Source organism: Steroidobacter sp., from assembly GCF_036402275.1.
GTDB lineage: Bacteria > Pseudomonadota > Gammaproteobacteria > Steroidobacterales > Steroidobacteraceae > Steroidobacter.
The window spans coordinates 127,685-146,404 of the sequence record NZ_DASWTF010000005.1; the positions used below are offsets into that span (position 1 = coordinate 127,685).

Annotated in this window: 15 protein-coding genes; 11 read left to right on the forward strand and 4 right to left on the reverse strand. The window is 62.3% G+C overall.

Annotation, left to right across the window (positions count from 1 at the left end):
* Positions 1 to 10 precede the first annotated feature (10 nt).
* The 3 genes from VGD45_RS02160 to gshA form a co-directional block, all read right to left on the reverse strand.
* On the reverse strand, positions 11 to 1,324 hold the full coding sequence (locus VGD45_RS02160; RefSeq protein ID WP_331153619.1) for a GGDEF domain-containing protein: 1,314 nt from the start codon (positions 1,322 to 1,324) through the stop codon (positions 11 to 13).
* Entirely contained in the window at positions 1,267 to 1,494 is a 228-nt protein-coding gene (locus tag VGD45_RS02165) for a hypothetical protein (protein ID WP_331153620.1), read from the reverse strand. The genes VGD45_RS02160 and VGD45_RS02165 overlap by 58 nt, the downstream gene beginning before the upstream one ends.
* Positions 1,495 to 1,834: 340 nt before the next feature.
* Positions 1,835 to 3,418: a glutamate--cysteine ligase gene (gshA, locus tag VGD45_RS02170; RefSeq protein WP_331153621.1), complete on the reverse strand. Its 1,584-nt coding sequence runs from the start codon at positions 3,416 to 3,418 to the stop codon at positions 1,835 to 1,837.
* A 183-nt stretch (positions 3,419 to 3,601) separates the two neighbouring features.
* Between gshA and VGD45_RS02175 the strand changes: the two genes are divergently transcribed.
* The 6 genes from VGD45_RS02175 to VGD45_RS02200 all read left to right on the forward strand — a co-directional run bounded on the left by VGD45_RS02175 (position 3,602) and on the right by VGD45_RS02200 (position 10,656).
* Positions 3,602 to 4,471 carry a diguanylate cyclase gene (locus tag VGD45_RS02175; protein ID WP_331153622.1) on the forward strand — a complete coding sequence of 290 codons (870 nt, stop codon included), beginning with the start codon at positions 3,602 to 3,604 and terminating at the stop codon, positions 4,469 to 4,471.
* A gap of 179 nt (positions 4,472 to 4,650) precedes the next feature.
* Positions 4,651 to 6,213, forward strand: a complete 1,563-nt coding sequence (locus tag VGD45_RS02180) for an amino acid permease (RefSeq protein ID WP_331153623.1) — start codon at positions 4,651 to 4,653, stop codon at positions 6,211 to 6,213.
* On the forward strand, positions 6,210 to 7,580 hold the full coding sequence (locus tag VGD45_RS02185; protein WP_331153624.1) for a glutamine synthetase: 1,371 nt from the start codon (positions 6,210 to 6,212) through the stop codon (positions 7,578 to 7,580). Before VGD45_RS02180 ends, VGD45_RS02185 begins: the two co-directional genes overlap by 4 nt.
* 36 nt (positions 7,581 to 7,616) lie before the next feature.
* Positions 7,617 to 8,999, forward strand: a complete 1,383-nt coding sequence (locus tag VGD45_RS02190) for an aldehyde dehydrogenase family protein (protein ID WP_331153625.1) — start codon at positions 7,617 to 7,619, stop codon at positions 8,997 to 8,999.
* A gap of 51 nt (positions 9,000 to 9,050) precedes the next feature.
* A complete protein-coding gene (locus VGD45_RS02195) occupies positions 9,051 to 10,229 on the forward strand; it encodes an iron-containing alcohol dehydrogenase (protein ID WP_331153626.1) in 1,179 nt (392 codons plus the stop codon).
* A gap of 52 nt (positions 10,230 to 10,281) precedes the next feature.
* The gene (locus tag VGD45_RS02200; protein ID WP_331153627.1) at positions 10,282 to 10,656 is read left to right on the forward strand and encodes a DUF2845 domain-containing protein; all 375 of its coding nucleotides are present in this window, start codon (positions 10,282 to 10,284) and stop codon (positions 10,654 to 10,656) included.
* On the opposite strand, the gene VGD45_RS02205 is transcribed toward VGD45_RS02200, so the two are convergent.
* Complete coding sequence (locus VGD45_RS02205) at positions 10,641 to 12,011, reverse strand: MATE family efflux transporter (RefSeq protein ID WP_331153628.1); 1,371 nt, start codon at positions 12,009 to 12,011, stop codon at positions 10,641 to 10,643. The two genes, VGD45_RS02200 and VGD45_RS02205, sit on opposite strands and share 16 nt — an antisense overlap.
* 168 nt (positions 12,012 to 12,179) lie before the next feature.
* Here VGD45_RS02205 and VGD45_RS02210 point away from each other — a divergent pair, with 168 nt between their 5' ends.
* The 5 genes from VGD45_RS02210 (at position 12,180) to VGD45_RS02230 (ending at position 18,686) form a co-directional block, all read left to right on the forward strand.
* Positions 12,180 to 13,457: an acetyl-CoA C-acetyltransferase gene (locus VGD45_RS02210; RefSeq protein WP_331153629.1), complete on the forward strand. Its 1,278-nt coding sequence runs from the start codon at positions 12,180 to 12,182 to the stop codon at positions 13,455 to 13,457.
* 589 nt (positions 13,458 to 14,046) lie between these two features.
* Entirely contained in the window at positions 14,047 to 14,610 is a 564-nt protein-coding gene (locus tag VGD45_RS02215) for a PEP-CTERM sorting domain-containing protein (protein WP_331153630.1), read from the forward strand.
* 150 nt (positions 14,611 to 14,760) lie between these two features.
* Complete coding sequence (gene hemH / locus VGD45_RS02220) at positions 14,761 to 15,837, forward strand: ferrochelatase (protein WP_331153631.1); 1,077 nt, start codon at positions 14,761 to 14,763, stop codon at positions 15,835 to 15,837.
* Positions 15,837 to 16,556, forward strand: coding sequence for a hypothetical protein (locus VGD45_RS02225; RefSeq protein ID WP_331153632.1), 720 nt, complete (start codon positions 15,837 to 15,839; stop codon positions 16,554 to 16,556). The genes hemH and VGD45_RS02225 overlap by 1 nt, the downstream gene beginning before the upstream one ends.
* A 54-nt stretch (positions 16,557 to 16,610) precedes the next feature.
* A complete protein-coding gene (locus VGD45_RS02230; RefSeq protein WP_331153633.1) occupies positions 16,611 to 18,686 on the forward strand; it encodes a S46 family peptidase in 2,076 nt (691 codons plus the stop codon).
* The last annotated feature ends 34 nt before the right edge of the window (positions 18,687 to 18,720 follow it).

The window sequence follows — 18,720 nt, forward strand, 5'->3', positions numbered from 1 at the left end:
CGTTGTTTCTTCAGTGAGTCGTGCCGGCTGCGACCGGCTTTTCCTTGCGGAACGAGCCGGTGTTGAGGTCGCCGTATTCCTTGTCCATGATCACGATGCAGTTGCGGCCGCGCTCCTTGGCCGCGTACAGCGCCTCGTCGGCGAGCTGGATGAAGCCGAAGTGACTGCGATCGCTCATCGGCTGCACGCACGCGATGCCGATGCTCACTGTCAGACGGTTGCTCTCGGTCGCCGGGGCCGAATGCGCGATGGCCAGAGATTCGATGCCCGCCTGGATTTGCCGCGCCATGTCCTCGGCGTGCTGCCGGCTCGAGTCGAACAGGATCATGGCGAATTCTTCGCCACCGTAGCGGGCCGCGATATCCAGCGGCCGGCGCGCATGACTGCTCAACGACCACGCGACCCGCCGCAGGCATTCGTCGCCGGCCTGATGGCCGAAGCGATCGTTGTAGGCTTTGAAGTGATCGATATCGATCATCAGCAAGGTCAGCGCCCGGCCTTCGCGCGCGGCCTGCGCCCATACCCGGTTGATGTGCTCGTCGAAGGTGCGACGGTTGGCGATGCCGGTCAATCCATCACGACGCGCCGTTTCCATCAGCAGCTGCGATTCCAGGAAGTTGGTGCGATTGGCGCGCTCCAGCGAATAGCAGACGATGGCTCCGATCGCGTTGGTGAACAGCAATACCCCTACATCGACCAGTCGTTGCGGACCAGGAATGCCCGCCAGCGTGGCGATCAGCGGGTACGACAGCAGCACGAGCAACGACGTGCCCAACGCCGGCCGGAACGACATCCCCAGCATCAGATAGTTGTAGATGATGGCCAGCACCACCGACGCGATCAGGCTGACGCCCTGGCTCGCGGCGATCACGGCCAGCACCACCACGCCGACGCCGAACAAGGTGGCGCCGTAGGGGCATACGATCGGATACCAGCGCTGATACAGGCGGGTGTGCACCAGGAGGAGCGCGATCAGGAAGACCGGCCCGAGCACGGTGAGGCGGATCAGATCCAGCGGCCGGTTCACCGGCCCCGGCAGTACTAAATGAGTGAGCGCCGAGAAACCGACGACGAAGCCGATGCCGAGCAGCAGGTTGCGGCTGATCTGCGCGCGGCTGCGAGCCAGATGCGCGCGTCGGAATTTCCGCTCCAGGTCCGGATCGTCGAACTTGAGACGCGGAAAGCCGCGCGCCAGCTGCAGGCCGTAAGCAGATTGAGGGGCGACGGGCGCCGCCCCTGATTCAGTTTGTGCCGCCGGCTCGGCGATTAGTTCGAATCCTGCTGTTTGCGACGGTCGCGCGCGTCCTTGATCAAGCGTCGCCATACTTCGTAGGCATCCCAGCCACCCGTGGATTCGATAGTGGGCTCGACGACCGTGTCGATGCCGATCTCCGGCGATACATGCAAGTTGATCGCGTCTCCGAGCTGATCGGCGTTGGCCGCCGATCCTCCGCTGATCATCTGGCTGACGACAGGTTTGATTACAGTGCTCATATAAGTCAGTCGGCTGAGCGCTCTCACGCAGCTTCGGAGGAAAAAAACGTGCCCATGTTATTTCTCGCCCGACCGTGAAAGCGTGCGCAGTTCTCAGTTTTAGAACCTGGACGTCTTCGTAGACGACTTCCGTGCGCAAGACACTCGACAGACGTGGGTACGCGTTTGAAATCGCCTCGTTATGTTCAAGCGACCAACGCGCTAGCCAGGATGCCGAGAGTAATCCTCGTTAATAACTTCTGCTAGTCGGCGCGAAAAATAAAACTCACCCGCTAAATCGCGGCGCTGCGATATCCGGATTCGCTGTCGTTGGATTTGTCTCGGTCAGCGACTACAAACTCTACCGCGCGAAATATTTCGCCAGGAACTGGTCGAAAGTCATGTCGTCGGCGGCTTCGATGGCGGCTTGACGTTGCAGCGATTCTTCGGCTTCGGCACTGAATTCCGCCAGGCGCTGCTCGTTCGGCGGATACAGGTCCACAAAGTACGCTTTGTGGACGCGCGACATCCGCAGCGCGAATTGCGCGAAGCTTTCCCCGGTCGTACGCAACTCCTGCAGACTGCGCGCCGAAGGCGTGCGGTCCGGGTCGTCGATCTTGGTCTGTTGCAAATCCAACGCCGCCGTGTATTGCCGACGCTCGTCGCCTTCATCGAGCAGCTCGCAGATGCCACGCATCGAGTCGATCAGCTCCAGCGCCCACGTCCGCAATTCTATGGGGCGTCCATTGCGATTAAGTTTCAAGCCGGGCTCGCGGCCACGACGCGCCACGATGGCGTGATTGGCGTCCAGCTGCGCTTGCTCGCGAGCCTCGATAGGATCGCTCTGTTTCAACACGCATAGCGCGGCGAACGCTTCTAGAAAGCGCAATTTGTTCTGATTGACACCGACCGGATCGAATGCACTCACGTCGAGCGCGCGGAACTCGACGTATTCGACGCCACCCCGACGTAGCGCCTGCGACGGATGTTCGCCCGAGCGGGCCACTCGCTTCGGCCGGATGTAGCTGTAGTACTCGTTCTCGATCTGCAGCAGGTTGGTGTTGAGCTGTCGATACTCGCCGTCGACTTTCACGCCGAGTTTCTGATATTCCGGATGCGGCGTGCTGACCGCGGCCGTCAGGTCGCGCACGTACTCGTCGAGACCGTTGACCGAAATCTCCACTCCCGCCTGGCTCTTGTTGCGATAACCGAGGTCGCTCATCCGCAGCGACGTGGCGTGCGGGGCATAAAGCGTGCCGGCAGCGAACGGCTCGAGCTGATGATCGCGACCGCGCACGAACGAGCTACACAGCGCGGGTGAATTCCCGAACAGATACAGAATCAGCCAGCCATGCCGCCGATAGTTGCGTAGCAGGCCGAAGTACTGCTCCGAGATGAAACTCTGATCGGCGTTCTTCTCTTGCAAGGCTTCGGCCAGCACCGGCCAGAACTGCTGAGGGAACGAGTAGTTGAAATGCACGCCGGAGATGGCCTGCATCATCCGGCCATAACGATGCCCCAATCCCAGCCGATACACTTCTTTCATCCGCCCGATGTTGGAGCGGCCATACCGCGCGATGGGAATGTCGGCGTCGCCGCCGAGCATGCACGGCATGCTGGTGGCCCACAGCAACTGCTCGCCGAGATGGCGATACACGAACTGGTGCAGATCGCACAGATACTGCAGCAGTTGCCAGCTCTCGCGAAACGCGGGCGTGACCAGCTCGATCAGGGCTTCGGAATAATCGGTGGTGATGTGCTCGTGGGTGAGTGCCGAGCCCAGCACCTGGGGATGCGGGCTGTGTTCGATGCGGCCCTCGGGCGAGACACGCAGCGATTCCTTTTCCACGCCCTTCAGGCCGTTCTGCAGGACGCGCGGCTCGCGCGTATTGATCAGCGTCGCCAGGCGACGCTCGAAAGCGCGATCGATGCCGGAGCTGCTCATGTCACATCAGAATCTGAAATGGCCGGCAAGTTTCCCGAGCCTGTTCAAGGGCGTCAAGCGCAAAGCTCCGCGAATGGCGCGGGGATTGCAACCAAATCGTCACAAGACATGTGAATGGCCATGGGAATGACGGCGGGGCGTTTCGTCAAGTCTGATACCGCAAGCCCGGCCTTTGTGCTCTGATTGCATCATCCCGATGGGGCCCGCAGGAGATCCGTGGAGCTTTGGTCCGCCGCCGCGCTTGAATTCGCAACCTCGTATCTGTCGATCGGAGTGGTCGCGGCGCTGGCGGTCACGGTCATTGCTGCCTTGGCTCGGGCGCTCTGGCTGGTGCGACGGACGCGGGAGCTGGAAGCCGAGCTGCAAACCGTCCGCGACGATCTGGAAAATCGCGTCCGCGAGCGCACGCATGCACTGGAAGCGCGCAACGAAGAACTGAGCCGCCTGCGCCTGGCGCTGGAAACGGCCAATCAACGGCTCAAGCGCCTGGTGGCCATCGACCCGCTGACCGGCATCGCCAACCGACGCCATTTCGACCGGGCGCTCGAGCGGGAAGTGCGCCGGGCCCGCCGCGAGCAGCTGCCATTGTCGTTGATCTTCCTAGACCTCGACGAATTCAAGCACTTCAACGACACCTACGGCCATGCGCACGGCGACGAAGTCCTGCGACGAGTGGCGCGGACGCTGGATGAAAGCTTTCGCCGCGGCGGCGACCTGGTCGCCCGTTATGGGGGCGAAGAATTCGCCGTGATCTTGCCAGGTGTGGACGCGCGCCGTGCCGGGCTTTATGCCGAGCGACTGCGCCGGCGGATCTGGCGGATGGCCATTTCCGCGGGCAGCCCCACTGCCACTGACCGCATCACCATCAGCGGCGGCGTCGCCACCATCGCGCCGGGCTCGCCGGGCTTCATGGATACAGCGCCCGATGCATTGTTACGAACGGCCGACCAGGCGCTGTACCGGGCGAAATGCCAGGGTCGAAACCGAATTACCATGGCAGCCACTGCCGCGCCCGCCGCCGACCAGCGCCCCCGGATCGACCTCGCTTCTTAAAAACATCCGGCATCGAGGCGGGCTGGCCCTACTCTTGCTTGTCATTCAGCGCGCCCGCCGCGGCTCGCGCCATTCATTCGCGGTCGGCGTATAGTCGTTTCGTCGCATTCATCCTCGAGAACAACAGTTACAAGGAACGTAGTCGCGGCTGCGATTGACGTTCCTTCCAGGAGAATCGCATGACAGACAAGAAGACAGTCGGTGGCGTCACCTACCAGAACGCCGGCACGGAGTACTTCGAAAAGCGCCGCCTCAAACGGCACGCACGGGTCTGGTCGCTGTGGGCGCTGGGAGTCGGCGCCGTCATCTCGGGTCATTTCTCCGGCTGGAATTTCGGCATCGGCGCCGGCGGCTGGGGCGGCCTGTTCATCGCGGCCATCATCATCGCCATCATGTATCTCGGCCTGATCTTCAGCCTGGCGGAGATGTCGCCGGCGCTGCCGCACACCGGCGGCGCTTATTCGTTTGCTCGCAGCGCCATGGGACCGTGGGGCGGGTTCATCACCGGCCTGGCGGAGAGCATCGAATACATCATGACGCCAGCGGTCATCGTGTTTTTCATCGGCTCGTATCTCACCGGCATCTTCGAAACTCCCGCCGCGGTTCAACCATTGTGGTGGATCGGCTGTTACCTGCTGTTCGTGGCGCTCAACTACGCGGGGGTGGAGCTTTCGTTCAAGATATCCGTCGTGGTCACCGTGCTGGCGCTGATAGTACTGGTGGTGTTCTGGATCAGCGCCATTCCATATGCGGACTTCTCGCGCTGGGCGTTGAATATCGCGGTCGGCCCGGACGGCAAGATCATGGAATTGCCTCAGGGCGGCGGCAGCTTCCTGCCCTTCGGCTGGACCGGCGTGCTCGCGGCCTTGCCGTTCGCGGTGTGGTTGTTCCTGGCCATCGAGGAGTTGCCGCTCGCGGCCGAAGAATCGGTGGATCCGAAGCAGGACATGCCGAAAGGATTGATCTTCGGCATGTTCACGCTGATCGTGTCCGCGCTGATGATCATGCTGCTGAATGCATCCATCGGTTCCGCCGACGAAGGCAAGCTGCATGGCGCATATTCGTTGGCAACGTCGGCGGAGCCGCTGCTGGACGGCTTTCGAGTGATCTTCGCCGGCGACACCGCCAAGGTGCTGTCGCTGCTGGCGGTGATCGGATTGATCGCGAGCTTCCACACCATCATCTTCGCGTTCGGCCGGCAGATCTATTCTCTGTCACGCGCGGGTTACTACCCCGCGGCGATGTCGATCACGCACGGCTCGCGCAAGACTCCTCACATCGCATTGTTCACGGGCGCAGCGATTGGCTTGGCCGTAATTCTCGCGGTGTGGTTCTCGCTGGGCGCGGAAAAAGGCGGCTCGGTCATCGGCGCGACGCTGCTCAACATGGCGGTGTTCGGCGCCATGATTTCTTATGCGCTGCAGGGCGTTTCATTCATCCTGTTACGCAGGAACATGCCGCACATCGAGCGTCCGTATCGCAGCCCGTTAGGTATTCCCGGCGCGGCGGCGACCGTAGTCATCGCGTTCGTGACTTTGTATTTCCAACTGAAGGATCCGGTGTATCGCGCCGGCGTGTACTCGGCTTTGGCGTGGTACGTGGCCGGCCTCATCTACTTCGCCGCGGTGGGCCGTCACAAGCTGGTGCTGTCGCCGGAAGAAGAGTTTGCAATGACCGGCGGCCAGCATGGCCACCCGGAGCGCGAGGGTTACGGCACCACCAAAGTTGACACCGCATCATGATGGAACCTCGTCAGGTCAAGAGCGTCGCCGACGCCAAAGCCATCGTCGAGCAGCGCGGTCTGCCGCACGTCAAAGTCGGCGTGTTCGACGTGGACGGCATCATGCGCGGCAAATATATGTCGCGCGCCAAGTTCATATCGGCGCTGGAGAGCGGCTTCGGTTTTTGCGACGTCGTGCTCGGTTGGGACTGCCAGGACCAGCTCTACGACAACGTGAAATACACCGGCTGGCACACGGGCTATCCGGATGCGCCGGTGCGCATTCTTCCTGAGACGTGCCGGCCGCTGCCGTTCGAAGACGACAACCTGCTCTTCCTGAGCGAGTTCACCGGCGGCGCGGAACAGATCTGTCCGCGCGGCCTGCTACGACGCGTGCTCGACAAAGCGGCCAAGCTTGGATTCAACGCGTACGCCGGCTTCGAGTACGAAGTGTTCTTTTTCGACGAGACGCCGGAATCGGTTCGCGCCAAGCACTATCGGGATTTGAGACCGATGGCGCCTGGCTGGTTCGGTTACTCGGTCATTCGCAATTCGACCGCTGCGGATTTCTATCGACACATGCTGGCCACGTGCGAAGCCATGGATTTCGGCATCGAAGGGCTGCATGAGGAAACCGGGCCGGGCGTGATCGAAGCGGCCATCGCATTCGATGGCGCCCTCGCCTCCGCGGACAAGGCAGCGCTGTTCAAGACCTTCGTCAAAGTGCTCGCCCAACGCAGCAACATGATGGCCACCTTCATGGCGAAGTGGTCGCGCGACTGGCCCGGTCAAAGCGGGCACATTCATCTGTCGCTGAAGGACGGTGACGGCAAGCCGGTGTTCTACGATGCCGACCAGCCGCATCAGATGAGCCAGACCATGCGCCATTTCATCGGCGGCCAGCAGCAGCTCATGCCGGAGCTGCTCGCCATGGTGGCGCCGACCGTCAATTCGTACACGCGACTGATTCCCGGCTTTTGGGCGCCCACGCATTCGACACTTGGCGTCGAGAACCGGACCTGCGCTCTACGCGTCATTCCCGGCAGCGCGAAGTCACAACGTGTGGAATATCGAGTGGCCGCGGCCGATGCCAATCCGTACATCATTCTCGCCGCGGCGCTGGGCTCCGGTTTGTGGGGCATCGAGCATCGCATCGAGCCGGAGCCCATGGTCGAGGGCAACGCCTACGACCATCAGTTTCCCGAGCGCCTGGCGCTGCCCCGCACTCTGTGGGATTCGGCTCAGCGTTTGAAACAATCACGAATGGCGCGCGAATATTTCGGGGACGCCTTCGTGGATCATTTCGCCGCCACACGCGAGTGGGAAGAGCGAGAGTTCCGCAAGCACATCACGGACTGGGAGCTCGCCCGCTATTTCGAGATCATCTAACCCGCCGCCGTTCGGCGCGGCAGCTTCGGACTTCCCATGCAAAAGACGATCTCTCCCATCGATGGCAGCCTTTACGTCGAGCTCGAGCTGGCGACGCCGGCGGTGATAGATGAAGCACTCGATCGCGCTCGGACTGCGCAGCGCGCGTGGCGCGATACCTCCGTGCAGGATCGCGCGGCCATCCTCTCCAAGTTTTGCGATGTGTTCGAGAGTCAGCGAGACGAGATTGCCACCGAGCTGACCTGGCAAATGGGGCGGCCGATTCGTTACTCGCCCAACGAAGTCAACGGCACCCTGGAGCGCGCGCGACACATGATCGCCATCGCGCCCCAGGCCCTCGCCGACATCGACGCCGGTCCCAAAGAGAACTTCACACGCTTCGTTCGGCGCGAGCCGCTCGGCGTCGTGTTCACCATCGCCGCCTGGAATTATCCCTATCTCATTGCCGTGAACAGCGTGGTGCCCGCGTTGATGGCCGGCAACGCGGTGATCCTGAAACATTCGGCGCAGACGCCGCTGTGCGCGGAGCGCTTTGCCAGCTGCCTGACCGAAGCGGGCTTGCCGGACGGCGTGTTCCAGGTTCTGCATCTCACTCATGCTGACACCGAGAAGATCATCCACGACCGGCGCATCGATTTCGTCGCGTTCACCGGCTCGGTGGCTGGCGGCCATGCGGTACAACGCGCGGCGTCGGAACGTTTCATCGGTGTGGGACTGGAGCTCGGCGGCTGCGATCCCGTCTATGTGAGACATGACGCCGATCTGGCGCATGCCATCGAGAACGTCGTGGACGGTGCATATTTCAACAGCGGTCAGTCGTGCTGCGGGCTGCAGAGAATCTACGCGCACGAGCGCATCTACGACGAGTTCGTCGATGGCTTTGCCGATCTCACTCGCAAGTACGTCTTGGGAAACCCGCTGGATCAGAACACCACGCTCGGCCCGGTCGTTCGAACCGCCGCCGCGGATGCGATCCGTCAGCAGATCGAAGCTTCGATTCGCGCCGGCGCGCAGCCGGCCATCGAGGAATCGGCATTTGCTGTCAGCAAACCCGGCACACCGTATCTCGCCCCACAACTTCTGCTGGACGTCGACCACTCGATGACCGTGATGCGCGAGGAAATTTTCGGCCCGGTCGCCGGTCTGATGAAAGTGAGCTCGGACGAACAGGCGATCGCGCTCATGAACGACACGACCTTCGGACTCACCGCGGCGATCTGGACCCGCGATCGGGACGCGGCGCTCGCCATCGGCGATCGCATCGACACCGGCACCTGGTTCATGAATCGCTGCGACTATCTCGACCCGGCGCTCGCGTGGGTGGGCGTGAAGAATTCCGGTCGAGGCTGCACGTTATCCGTCGTGGGTTACGAGCACCTCACTCGCCCCAAATCGTTTCACCTGCGCACGCGGACTTGAAGACCCATGCGAGAGTTCATCATTAAACCGGTTCGCTCGAAGGAAAGCATTATGGCTTCGTTACGCGGCAACTGGAACTATCCCACTTCGGTGCGCTTCGGCCCGGGCCGCATCGCCGAGCTCGCCGACGCGTGCAAATCGCTGGCAATGAAACGTCCGCTGCTCGTGACCGATCCAGCTCTGGCAAAGTTGCCGATGATCGAGAACGCCGTCGCCGCCTGCCGGGCCGCGGGGCTGAGCTGCGAAGTGTTCAGCGACCTGCAGGCGAATCCGGTGGAGTCCAACGTCACGAATGGCGTCAATGCATATCGCCGAGGCGCGCACGATGGCGTGATCGCTTTCGGCGGCGGCAGCGCGCTGGACACCGGCAAGGCCGTGGCATTGATGGTGGGACAGACACGACCGCTCTGGGATTTCGAGGATCGCGAGGACTGGTACACACGCGTGAATGTCGCAGGCATGGCGCCAACGGTGGCAGTGCCCACGACGTCAGGCACGGGCTCCGAAGTCGGGCGCGCCTCCGTCATCACCGACACGCGCGACCACACCAAGAAAATCATCTTTCATCCAAAGATGCTGCCCTCGGTGGTGATCGCCGATCCCGAGCTCACTCTCGGGCTGCCGCCCAAGGTAACGGCGGCCGTCGGCATGGACGCGCTCTCTCACAATCTCGAAGCGTATTGCTCGCCTTCCTATCATCCGTTGGCGGAAGGCATCGCACTGGAAGGAATGCGTTTGATTCATGACTGGTTGCCAACCGCCGTGAAAGACGGCGGCGACATCGAAGCCCGCGCGCACATGATGGCGGCGTCGCTGATGGGCGCGACGGCGTTTCAAAAAGGCCTCGGCGCCATGCATAGCCTGAGCCATCCCTGCTCGGCCAACCTGAACACGCATCACGGGCTGACCAACGCCGTGGTCATGCCCTACGTATTGTCCTGGAACCGTCCGGCGCTCGGCGAAAAGATGCAGCGGCTGGCGGCTTACCTGAACCTGACCAAACATTCCTTCGACGGCGTGCTGGACTGGATCCTGGAGCTGCGAAAAACTCTGGAAATACCGGATACATTGGCCGATCTGGGCGTTAAACCAGAGCACGCGGAGACATTCGCGCCGCAGGCGTTTGGCGATCCCTCGACCGGCGGCAATCCGGTGCCGGTGACAGTCGCGGAATTTGCTCAACTGTACCGAAACTGCATCGAGGGCCGGCTGCATGCGGCGGCGTCGTGAGACTGGTTACAATTCATTTGCAATTCATCCCCTCCCAGGCATAGTGAAGGCCATGCGCACCCCCCTACTCATCGGTCTGACGGTCGTCATGGCGTCGCTCGCCGTGCCTGCCCATGCCGACGGCATGCGTTGTGGCGGTCGTTTGCTTCGAGACGGAGATTCACGCGCCGAAGTACGCGCCTTCTGCGGCGAGCCGGCCGACGTGCAGACGCGAACGATTCTGCGGCGGCCGTTTTATAACGTCAGCGGCCGCATTGTTTATTTCGGCGAGGGGTTGGTCGAAATCCCGGTGGAAACCTGGACCTATAACTTCGGCCCGAACAAATTGATGCGTCGGGTGCGTTTCATCGACGGCATCGTCGAAGACGTGGAAACGCTCGGTTACGGATATAACGATCCGCAGCGCGGATCTTACGCGGGCCGCTGACCCACACTGTCGATCCGCGCTTTGGTCACACGCCAATAGCGCGCGACTAAGAGCACCGCGCTGACGGTCAGTCCGACGTTCAGCCCGACCCAGACCAGCACCGGACCTTCGCCACGGTACACGCCGTAGTAATAAGCGAAGGTGAACCCAACCACCCAGTACGAGAACACGCACATCATCATTGGGATGGTCGTGTCTTTGAACCCGCGCAGCGCGCCGGCGGCGCCCACCTGCACGCCATCCGAGAACTGAAACAGCGCGGCCATGAGCAGCAGGCTCGCGGCCAACTCGCGTACCGGAAGATCGCGCGTGTACATCGCGGCGATATGGTCGTTCAGGAACAGAATCACGATCGCGGAGATCGTCATCACGACGGCGCACATCGCGATCCCGAGCAGACCGGCGTTGCGCGCTCCCTGCAAATCGCCACGTCCCAACGTGTGCCCCACATGAATCGTGGTCGCCGAGCTGATGGCCAGCGGCACCATGAACATGAAGGCGGCGTAGTTCAGCGCGATCTGATGTCCTGCCGCCGTTACCGCCCCCATGCCGCCCATCATCAAGGCCGCGCCTACAAACAAACCGCCTTCGGCCAGGATGCTGCCGGCGATCGGCGCGCCGACGCGAGCCAGCTCGCCGAGCACTGGCCAGTTCGGCGGATCGATGCGCGCAAAAAAGTTGAACGGCCGATAGGCGCGATGCATGCGCACGTGAAGAAACATCGCAAAGAACATCAGCCACATGGAAATGGCTGTCGCCACTCCGCAGCCCACCGCGCCCAGCGCGGGCGCGCCGAACTTGCCGTACATGAATATCCAATTGCCGATGATGTTCGCGGTCAGGCCGAGGAAGCCCGTGAACATGATGGGCTTGGTGCGCCCCAGTCCTTCGCTCGTGTAGCGCAATGAGAAGAACGCGAGCAGGCCGGGCATGCCCCAGCTCATCGCGTGAATGTATCCAATGGCGACCGGCAACACCTCGTCGGCGATGCCTAGCGCCGGCAGAAACCAGTCGGCCTGTCGCATGCCTATGAACAGCAGCATTGAAAGGACCAGCACCAGCCACCATGACTGCCGGGCATAGGTGGTGACCTTCACTGAATCCTTGGCGCCGAAGGCGTGCGCGACGGACGGCGAGGTCGCCATCAGCAGACCGAAGCCCGTGTACATGAACAGGTTGAAGCTGGCCGCGCCGACGGCCAGGCCGGCGAGGTCGACCGCGCCCAGCTGGCCCGCCATGACGGTATCGGCGAACGCCATGCCGGTGATCGAGAGGTTATTGCCTAGCAACGGTCCGCCGAGCGCAACAATAGCTCGGGCGTCCACGACCAGGCGGTCGCGGCTGGTGATAGTCATGCGGTCGATGGCGCCGTCACGGGCGGCGCGAAGAAAGTGTGGCTTTACGGATCGCGGCCGCACAGCGTACGGCCTTTGCACCGTTCGCGCCAACAGTGATCTTTGCTATGTATCGAGCTACGACGGCTGGCATGCTTGCGGCCCCTCGTTGCTCGCAATGGAGCCGCCATGCTCGTAGGTTCTTCGATCCGCCGCGTCGCCATCGTCGGTGGTACGCGCATCCCCTTCGCGCGCTCGATGGGCGCGTATGCAGAAGCCAGCAACCAGGAAATGCTCACTGCTTCGCTCAAAGGGCTGGTCGATAAATTCAACCTGCGCGGCGAAGTGCTCGGTGACGTGGGTGCCGGCGCGGTGCTGAAGCATTCCAGGGATTTCAACCTGACGCGCGAAAGCGTGCTCGACAGCGGCCTCGCGCCGGAAACACCCGCTTTCGATCTGCAGCGTGCGTGCGGCACCAGCTTGGATACAGCCATCGTGCTGGGATTGAAAATCGCCACCGGGCAGATCGACTCAGGGATTGCCGCCGGCGTGGACACGGCGAGCGATGTGCCCATCGTCTATCCCACTGCGTATCGCAAAATGCTTTTGCGCAGCGCGCGCGGCAAATCGCTCGGCGAGCGACTGTCGCCATGGGCGAGCTTTCGGCCGAGCTTCCTCAAGCCGCAATTGCCCGGCGTGAGCGAGCCCCGCACCGGCATGTCCATGGGCCAGCACACCGAGAAGATGGCGCAGACATGGCAGATCCCGCGCGCCGAGCAGGATCAGCTCGCGTACGAGAGTCATCGGAAGGCGGCGGCAGCTTGGGACGAAGGTTTTTACGAAGACCTGGTCGTGCCGTTCCGTGGCTTGAAGCAAGACAACAACGTTCGCCGCGACACTTCGATCGAGAAGCTCGCGAAGCTCAAGCCCTCGTTCGCCGCGAACGGAACGCTCACCGCCGGCAACTCGACGCCGATGACTGACGGTTCCGCTGCTGTTCTGCTCGCGAGCGAAGAATGGGCGAAGTCACGTGGCCTGCCGGTGCTCGCCTATCTCACGTATGGCAAATACGCGGCTGTGGATTTCGTGCAGAAGGAAGGACTGCTGATGGCGCCCGCCTATGCAGTGCCTCGGATGCTCGCGGACGCGAAGCTCACGCTGCAGGACTTCGACATCTACGAGATCCACGAAGCCTTCGAAGCGCAGGTGCTGTGTACGCTCAGAGCGTGGGAGTCGCCCGAGTTCTGCCGTGATCGGCTGGGACTGTCGGCGCCCCTCGGCAGCATCGACCGAAGCAAGATGAATCTCAAAGGCGGCAGCGTCGCCATCGGCCATCCCTTCGCCGCCACCGGCGCTCGCATCCTGGCCTCGCTCGCCAAGCAGCTGGCTCAACGCGGCAGCGGCCGCGGCCTGATCTCGATCTGCACCGCCGGCGGCATGGGTGTAACAGCGATTGTGGAGCGTTAGCCCGATTTGCCGAAAATGGAGGCGGTCGGTAGGGCCGATGGCTCGACTTCTACCGACCGCCGTCCGGACTGAGGCCAGAATAAGTTAATCCGGCGATCAGTCCCCTGCGCGAGGCGCCGCGATCCCGGGGAGGGGGCAGTAATGAATCGCGACACATCGAGCAAACGGTTGTTGAGGAGGTCGGCTGGCGGGAGCCGCTGACCTGGGAACCAAGAAATAAGTCAAAGAGAGATGAAGGGCATCCCTGCCCGGTTGCATGCCCCGACCTTGCGGGTCCTTGTGAAGGCATCCCTAATCACACGCACGCAGATCCTAAAATGTATAGCGACAAACCGAGGTAAATACCCTCACAGCCGCACTAGATAAGTTGCGCGCGCAGACATGCGATCAGTCCCTGCGGGAAGTCCACAATAGGTCAAACCGATTGCTGCAGCGCACGTCGGTAACGATTACAGGCCCTCTGACCAAGCCGGCGTCTCGCGGCTCCAACGGAAGCCAAGGCCCTGAAGCAGAAAGCAAATATTCTGCGTGGCATACCGGTTGCTTGATTCAGCTCAGCGCTCGAACCAACAACAGGAATGCTTCCCCCATGAATCGATTTTTCGCCCTGGTGCTGCTCGCGGTGGGCTTCGCCAGTTCCGCTCACGCCGACCTCATCCCGGCCACCTGGACCGACTCGGCCAACACCGGCAACGGCATCTACATCGGTGGCGGCCAGTCCTATACCTACGTTCACGACCTGAACGACAACGGCTTCCGCCCGCTCAACGACCTGATCACCAGCTTCAACCTCGCCATCAACCTCGCCGACGACAGCAGCAGCTGGCGCGACGGACTGGAGCTGGCTTTCATCGATCTGCCGGGCGTGCTGGGCGACGATGACGTGTGGAGCTGGGACTTCGACGCCAGTGGCGACGAGTACGGCGGCTGGTCCCTCGCCGGCCTGCTGCAGCTGAATGTGCTCGGCACTCTGACCGTCACCATCAGCTCGGTGTTCGGCGACTTCAATCTGGTCAGCTCCACTCTGACCGCGCACGGCCTGAGCAATGTGGACACCAGCGTTCCAGAACCGGGCGCGCTCGGCCTGCTCGGCATCGGCCTGGTCGGCATGGCGCTGAGCCTGCGCCGTCGCAAGCAGCTCGGCCGCGCCTGATCTCAAACTGTTCTCCTGGTAGGGAAGGCCCCGCTGCGGCGGGGCTTTTCTTTTTGTGCCCTTCAATGGCTGCGATTGCGAGGGACTGTTGGTCGCGCGGGGGGCGACCTCATTAAACTGGCGGCCCCTGAACGACGAGTCTCGATGGGCATGCCCACTTACCTTGGCGACCCTTCTCACCAGCATGGCGCTGCCGACCGCCTCGGCGTGTTGCTGGTCAATCTGGGTACGCCGGAGGGTCCCAAGCCTGGGCCCGTGCGCCGGTTCCTGGCCGACTTCCTCGGCGACCCACGCGTCATCGAAGCGCCGCGCCTGCTCTGGTGGCTGGCTCTGCACGGCGTGATTCTGCGAATCCGTCCGTCGAAGAGCGCCCATGCCTACCGACAGATCTGGACACCTCAAGGCTCGCCCCTGCTGACCCATAGCACCGCATTGACCCAGCGCGTGGCCGAGGCACTCGCGCCCCGTTGGAATGCCGCCGTCGCTCTGGGCATGACTTACGGCTCGCCCTCCATTCCCAAAGCGATTGAAGACCTGCGCCGGCAGGGCGCGCGTCAGCTCGTGGTGCTGCCGCTGTATCCTCAATATTCGGGCTCGACGACAGCCTCGGTGTTCGAGCGTGTAACGAAGGAACTGGGCCGCTGGCGCTGGGTGCCGGAGCTGCGCTTCATCGGCGACTATCACGATGACGCTGGTTATATCGACGCAATCGCCGCCAGCATCGAACGGCACTGGCGCACCAACGAGCGCCGGCATCTGTTGTTTTCGTTTCATGGCGTACCCCAACGCTATGCCGCAGCCGGCGATCCTTATGAGCATCAATGCACGCAGACCGCGCGACTCATCGCGCAGCGCCTGTCGCTGGGCGAGAAGGACTGGAGCCTCAGTTATCAATCTCAGGTCGGCCGGGAAGAATGGCTGCGACCCTACACGGATGAGCAGTTGCTCGAATATGCACGCAGCGGCCCGAAGCGAGTCACGGTCGTATGCCCGGGCTTCGCCACCGATTGTCTCGAAACGCTCGAGGAAATCGCGATCCGCAACCGCGAGACGTTTCTCGGCGCGGGTGGCGAAGCGTACGATTACATCCCGGCATTGAACGCCGACGAAGCGCACGTGACAGCTCTCACCAACCTCATCGATCGCCACGCCCAAGGCTGGACGGAAGCCGCGCGTAGCTCAGCTCAAGCCGACCAACCAGCTCTACGCAGCGGCGCCCAGCGTTGATGTTCGGCCGTTTCCTGGAAATCAGTCTGTACGCGCCCGAGATTCGCGATTCGCTCGCGTTCTACGAATCGTTGGGCTTCGTCCAGGCGCGCGTGGGTGAAGCTCTGAAATATCCATACGCAGTGGTCACCGACGGCCGTTTGTTTCTCGGGCTGCACGGCCAACCCATGGCCGCGCCCGCGCTGACGTTCGTCATGCCGCGACTCATGCACGGGGTCGATCAACTGGAACAGATGGGCATCGAGCTCGAAGACCTGAAGCTCGGCAACGAAGTGTTCAATCGCGTGAGCTTTCGCGATCCTTCCGGGCAATGCGTGAACGTATTCGAGGCCCGCACTTTCTCGCCGCCGCAGTTCGACGCCGAACCCGCCACCACTTGCGGGTATTTCAGCGAATACGGCCTGCCCGTGCGGGAACAAGGCCAGATGCGGGTGTTCTGGGAAGCGCTCGGCTTCGTGGCCTGGGACGAGCAACCTGAGCCATTCGCGCGTACGGCGATCACCAGTGACCATCTCAATCTGGCGTTGTATCGTTCGCGGGCATTTCGGCAGCCGGTGCTGACGTTCGAAGATCCCGACATGCGCGAGCGCCTGGCCCGACTCAAGGAGCGCGGTTTCCGGCTATCCGACGAAATGCCCGATAATCTCGACGAGTCGTGCAACGCCATTCTCATCGCGCCGGAAGGAACGCGCCTGCTGCTGTTACAGTCGGACGCCTGAGCCCCGGCTGTGCCGGCAGACGCGGCGGTCGATGTATACACCAAGGAGAATTCGATGTTTCGAAGCCTCGCTGCCGCGCTTGCGGCGCTGTTCGCCACGATGGCCGTGGCGGACGAAGGCATGTGGACCTTCGACAACGTTCCGCAAGCCGCGATCCAGAAAAAGTACGACGCCACCCTGGACAAGCCCTGGCTGGACAAGCTGCAGCGCTCTATCACGCGTTTCGAGAGCGGCTGCACCGGCTCGTTCGTATCGCCCGACGGTCTGGTGCTGACCAATCATCATTGCGCCATGTCGTGTCTGGCGGAGTTGTCGAGCACCAGCGCGAACTACGTCGACGATGGCTTCAACGCCGGCACGCGCAGCGCTGAAAAGAAATGTCCGACGCAGATCCTGTCGGTGCTGGTGGAAACGGAGAACGTCACCGCGAAGGTCAACAGCGCCACCGCGGGACTGGCCGACGCACAAGCCAACCAGACACGTAAACAGGAGCTGAGCAAGCTCGAAGCCGCGTGCACCGAAAGCTCCAAAAAGAGCCGTGGCGGTCCGCTCGCCTGCGAGTCGGTGACGCTGTATCAGGGTGGCCAATATTATTTGTACAAGTATCGCCGCTACGACGACGTGCGGCTGGTGTTCGCTCCGCATCACGCCATCGGCGCGTTCGGCGGCGATCCGGATAATTTCAACTTCCCGCGCTGGAGTCTGGATTTCAGCCTCATGCGCGTATACGACAAGGGCAAGCCGGCGCGCACGCCGAATCATCTGACCTGGCGCGTGGAAGGTCCGCAGCCCGGCGATGCAACCTTCATCGCAGGGCATCCGGGCAGCACCAGCCGCCTGCTGACCGTCGAACAATTGCGCTTCCAACGCGATGTCTCCGTGCCCTCTTATCTGATTCGCAACTCCGAGCTGCGCGGACGAATGATTCAATATGGCAAGACTGGCGACGAGCCGGCGCGCATCGTCAGCGATTATCTGCAGAGCGTGGAAAATTCGCTCAAGGTGTATCGCGGCTTGCAGGCCGCGCTGCTCGATGACGGTTTGTTTGCACGCAAGACCGTGCAGGAACGCGAGCTGCGCGAACGCGTGAAGACGGATGCGAAGCTCGAAACCGCCGTCGGCGATGCCTGGAAGGACGCGGCCGCCGCGCAGGAACGTTATCGGCAGATCTACGATCGTTATCTCTATCTGGAAAGCGGCGCCGGGTTCAACAGCAAGTTGTTCGGTTATGCACGCCAGTTGGTGCGTGGCGCGACCGAGCGCAGCAAGAGCAACGAACAGCGTCTGCGTGAGTACGCAGACTCGAATCTGCCGAAGATCGCTTCGGGTCTGCTCGCGACCACCCCGCTCTATCCTGACTTCGAGCAGGTCACGCTGTCGTTCTCGCTCGACAAGCTGCGCGAGGCGCTTGGACCGGACGATGCAGTGGTTCGCAAGTTGTTGAGCACCGAATCGCCCGAGTCCCTGGCCGCAAAGTTGATTGGTGAGAGCAAGCTTGCCGATCCCGCCGTTCGCAAGGCCTTGTGGGACGGCGGCGCCGCTGCCGTCGTGGCTTCGAACGATCCGATGATCGTGCTGGCGCGTGACATCGACGGCGAAGCCCGCGCCGTGCGCAAGATCTACGAAGACGAAGTGCAGGCTCCGGTCGCGACGGCGCAGGAGCGCATCGCCAAGGCGCGCTTCGCGGTGCTCGGCACGAACACTTATCCCGACGCGACGTTCACGCTGCGACTCAGCTACGGCGCGGTCGAAGGCTGGACGGAAAAAGGCCAGCCGGTCGAACCGTTCACTCGCCTGTCGCGGTTGTATGAGCGCACTACCGGCAAGGATCCGTTCCGTCTGCCGCAAGCGTGGCTCGATGCGCGGGACAAGCTCGACATGAACACGCCGTTCTGTTTCGTGACCACCAACGATATCGTCGGGGGTAACTCCGGCAGCCCGCTGGTGGACACCCAGGGCCGCCTGGTCGGCCTGGCCTTCGACGGCAACATACATTCCATCGCCGGCAGCTACTGGTACGACGGCGAGATGAACCGCACGGTCGCCGTGCACCCGGCCATCATCATCACCGCGCTCCGCGATGTTTACGGAGCCAAGGATTTGGCGAACGAGCTGCTGGGCGCTCGCTGATAAATAAAAGGGCGGGGCCGATGCGCCCCGCCCT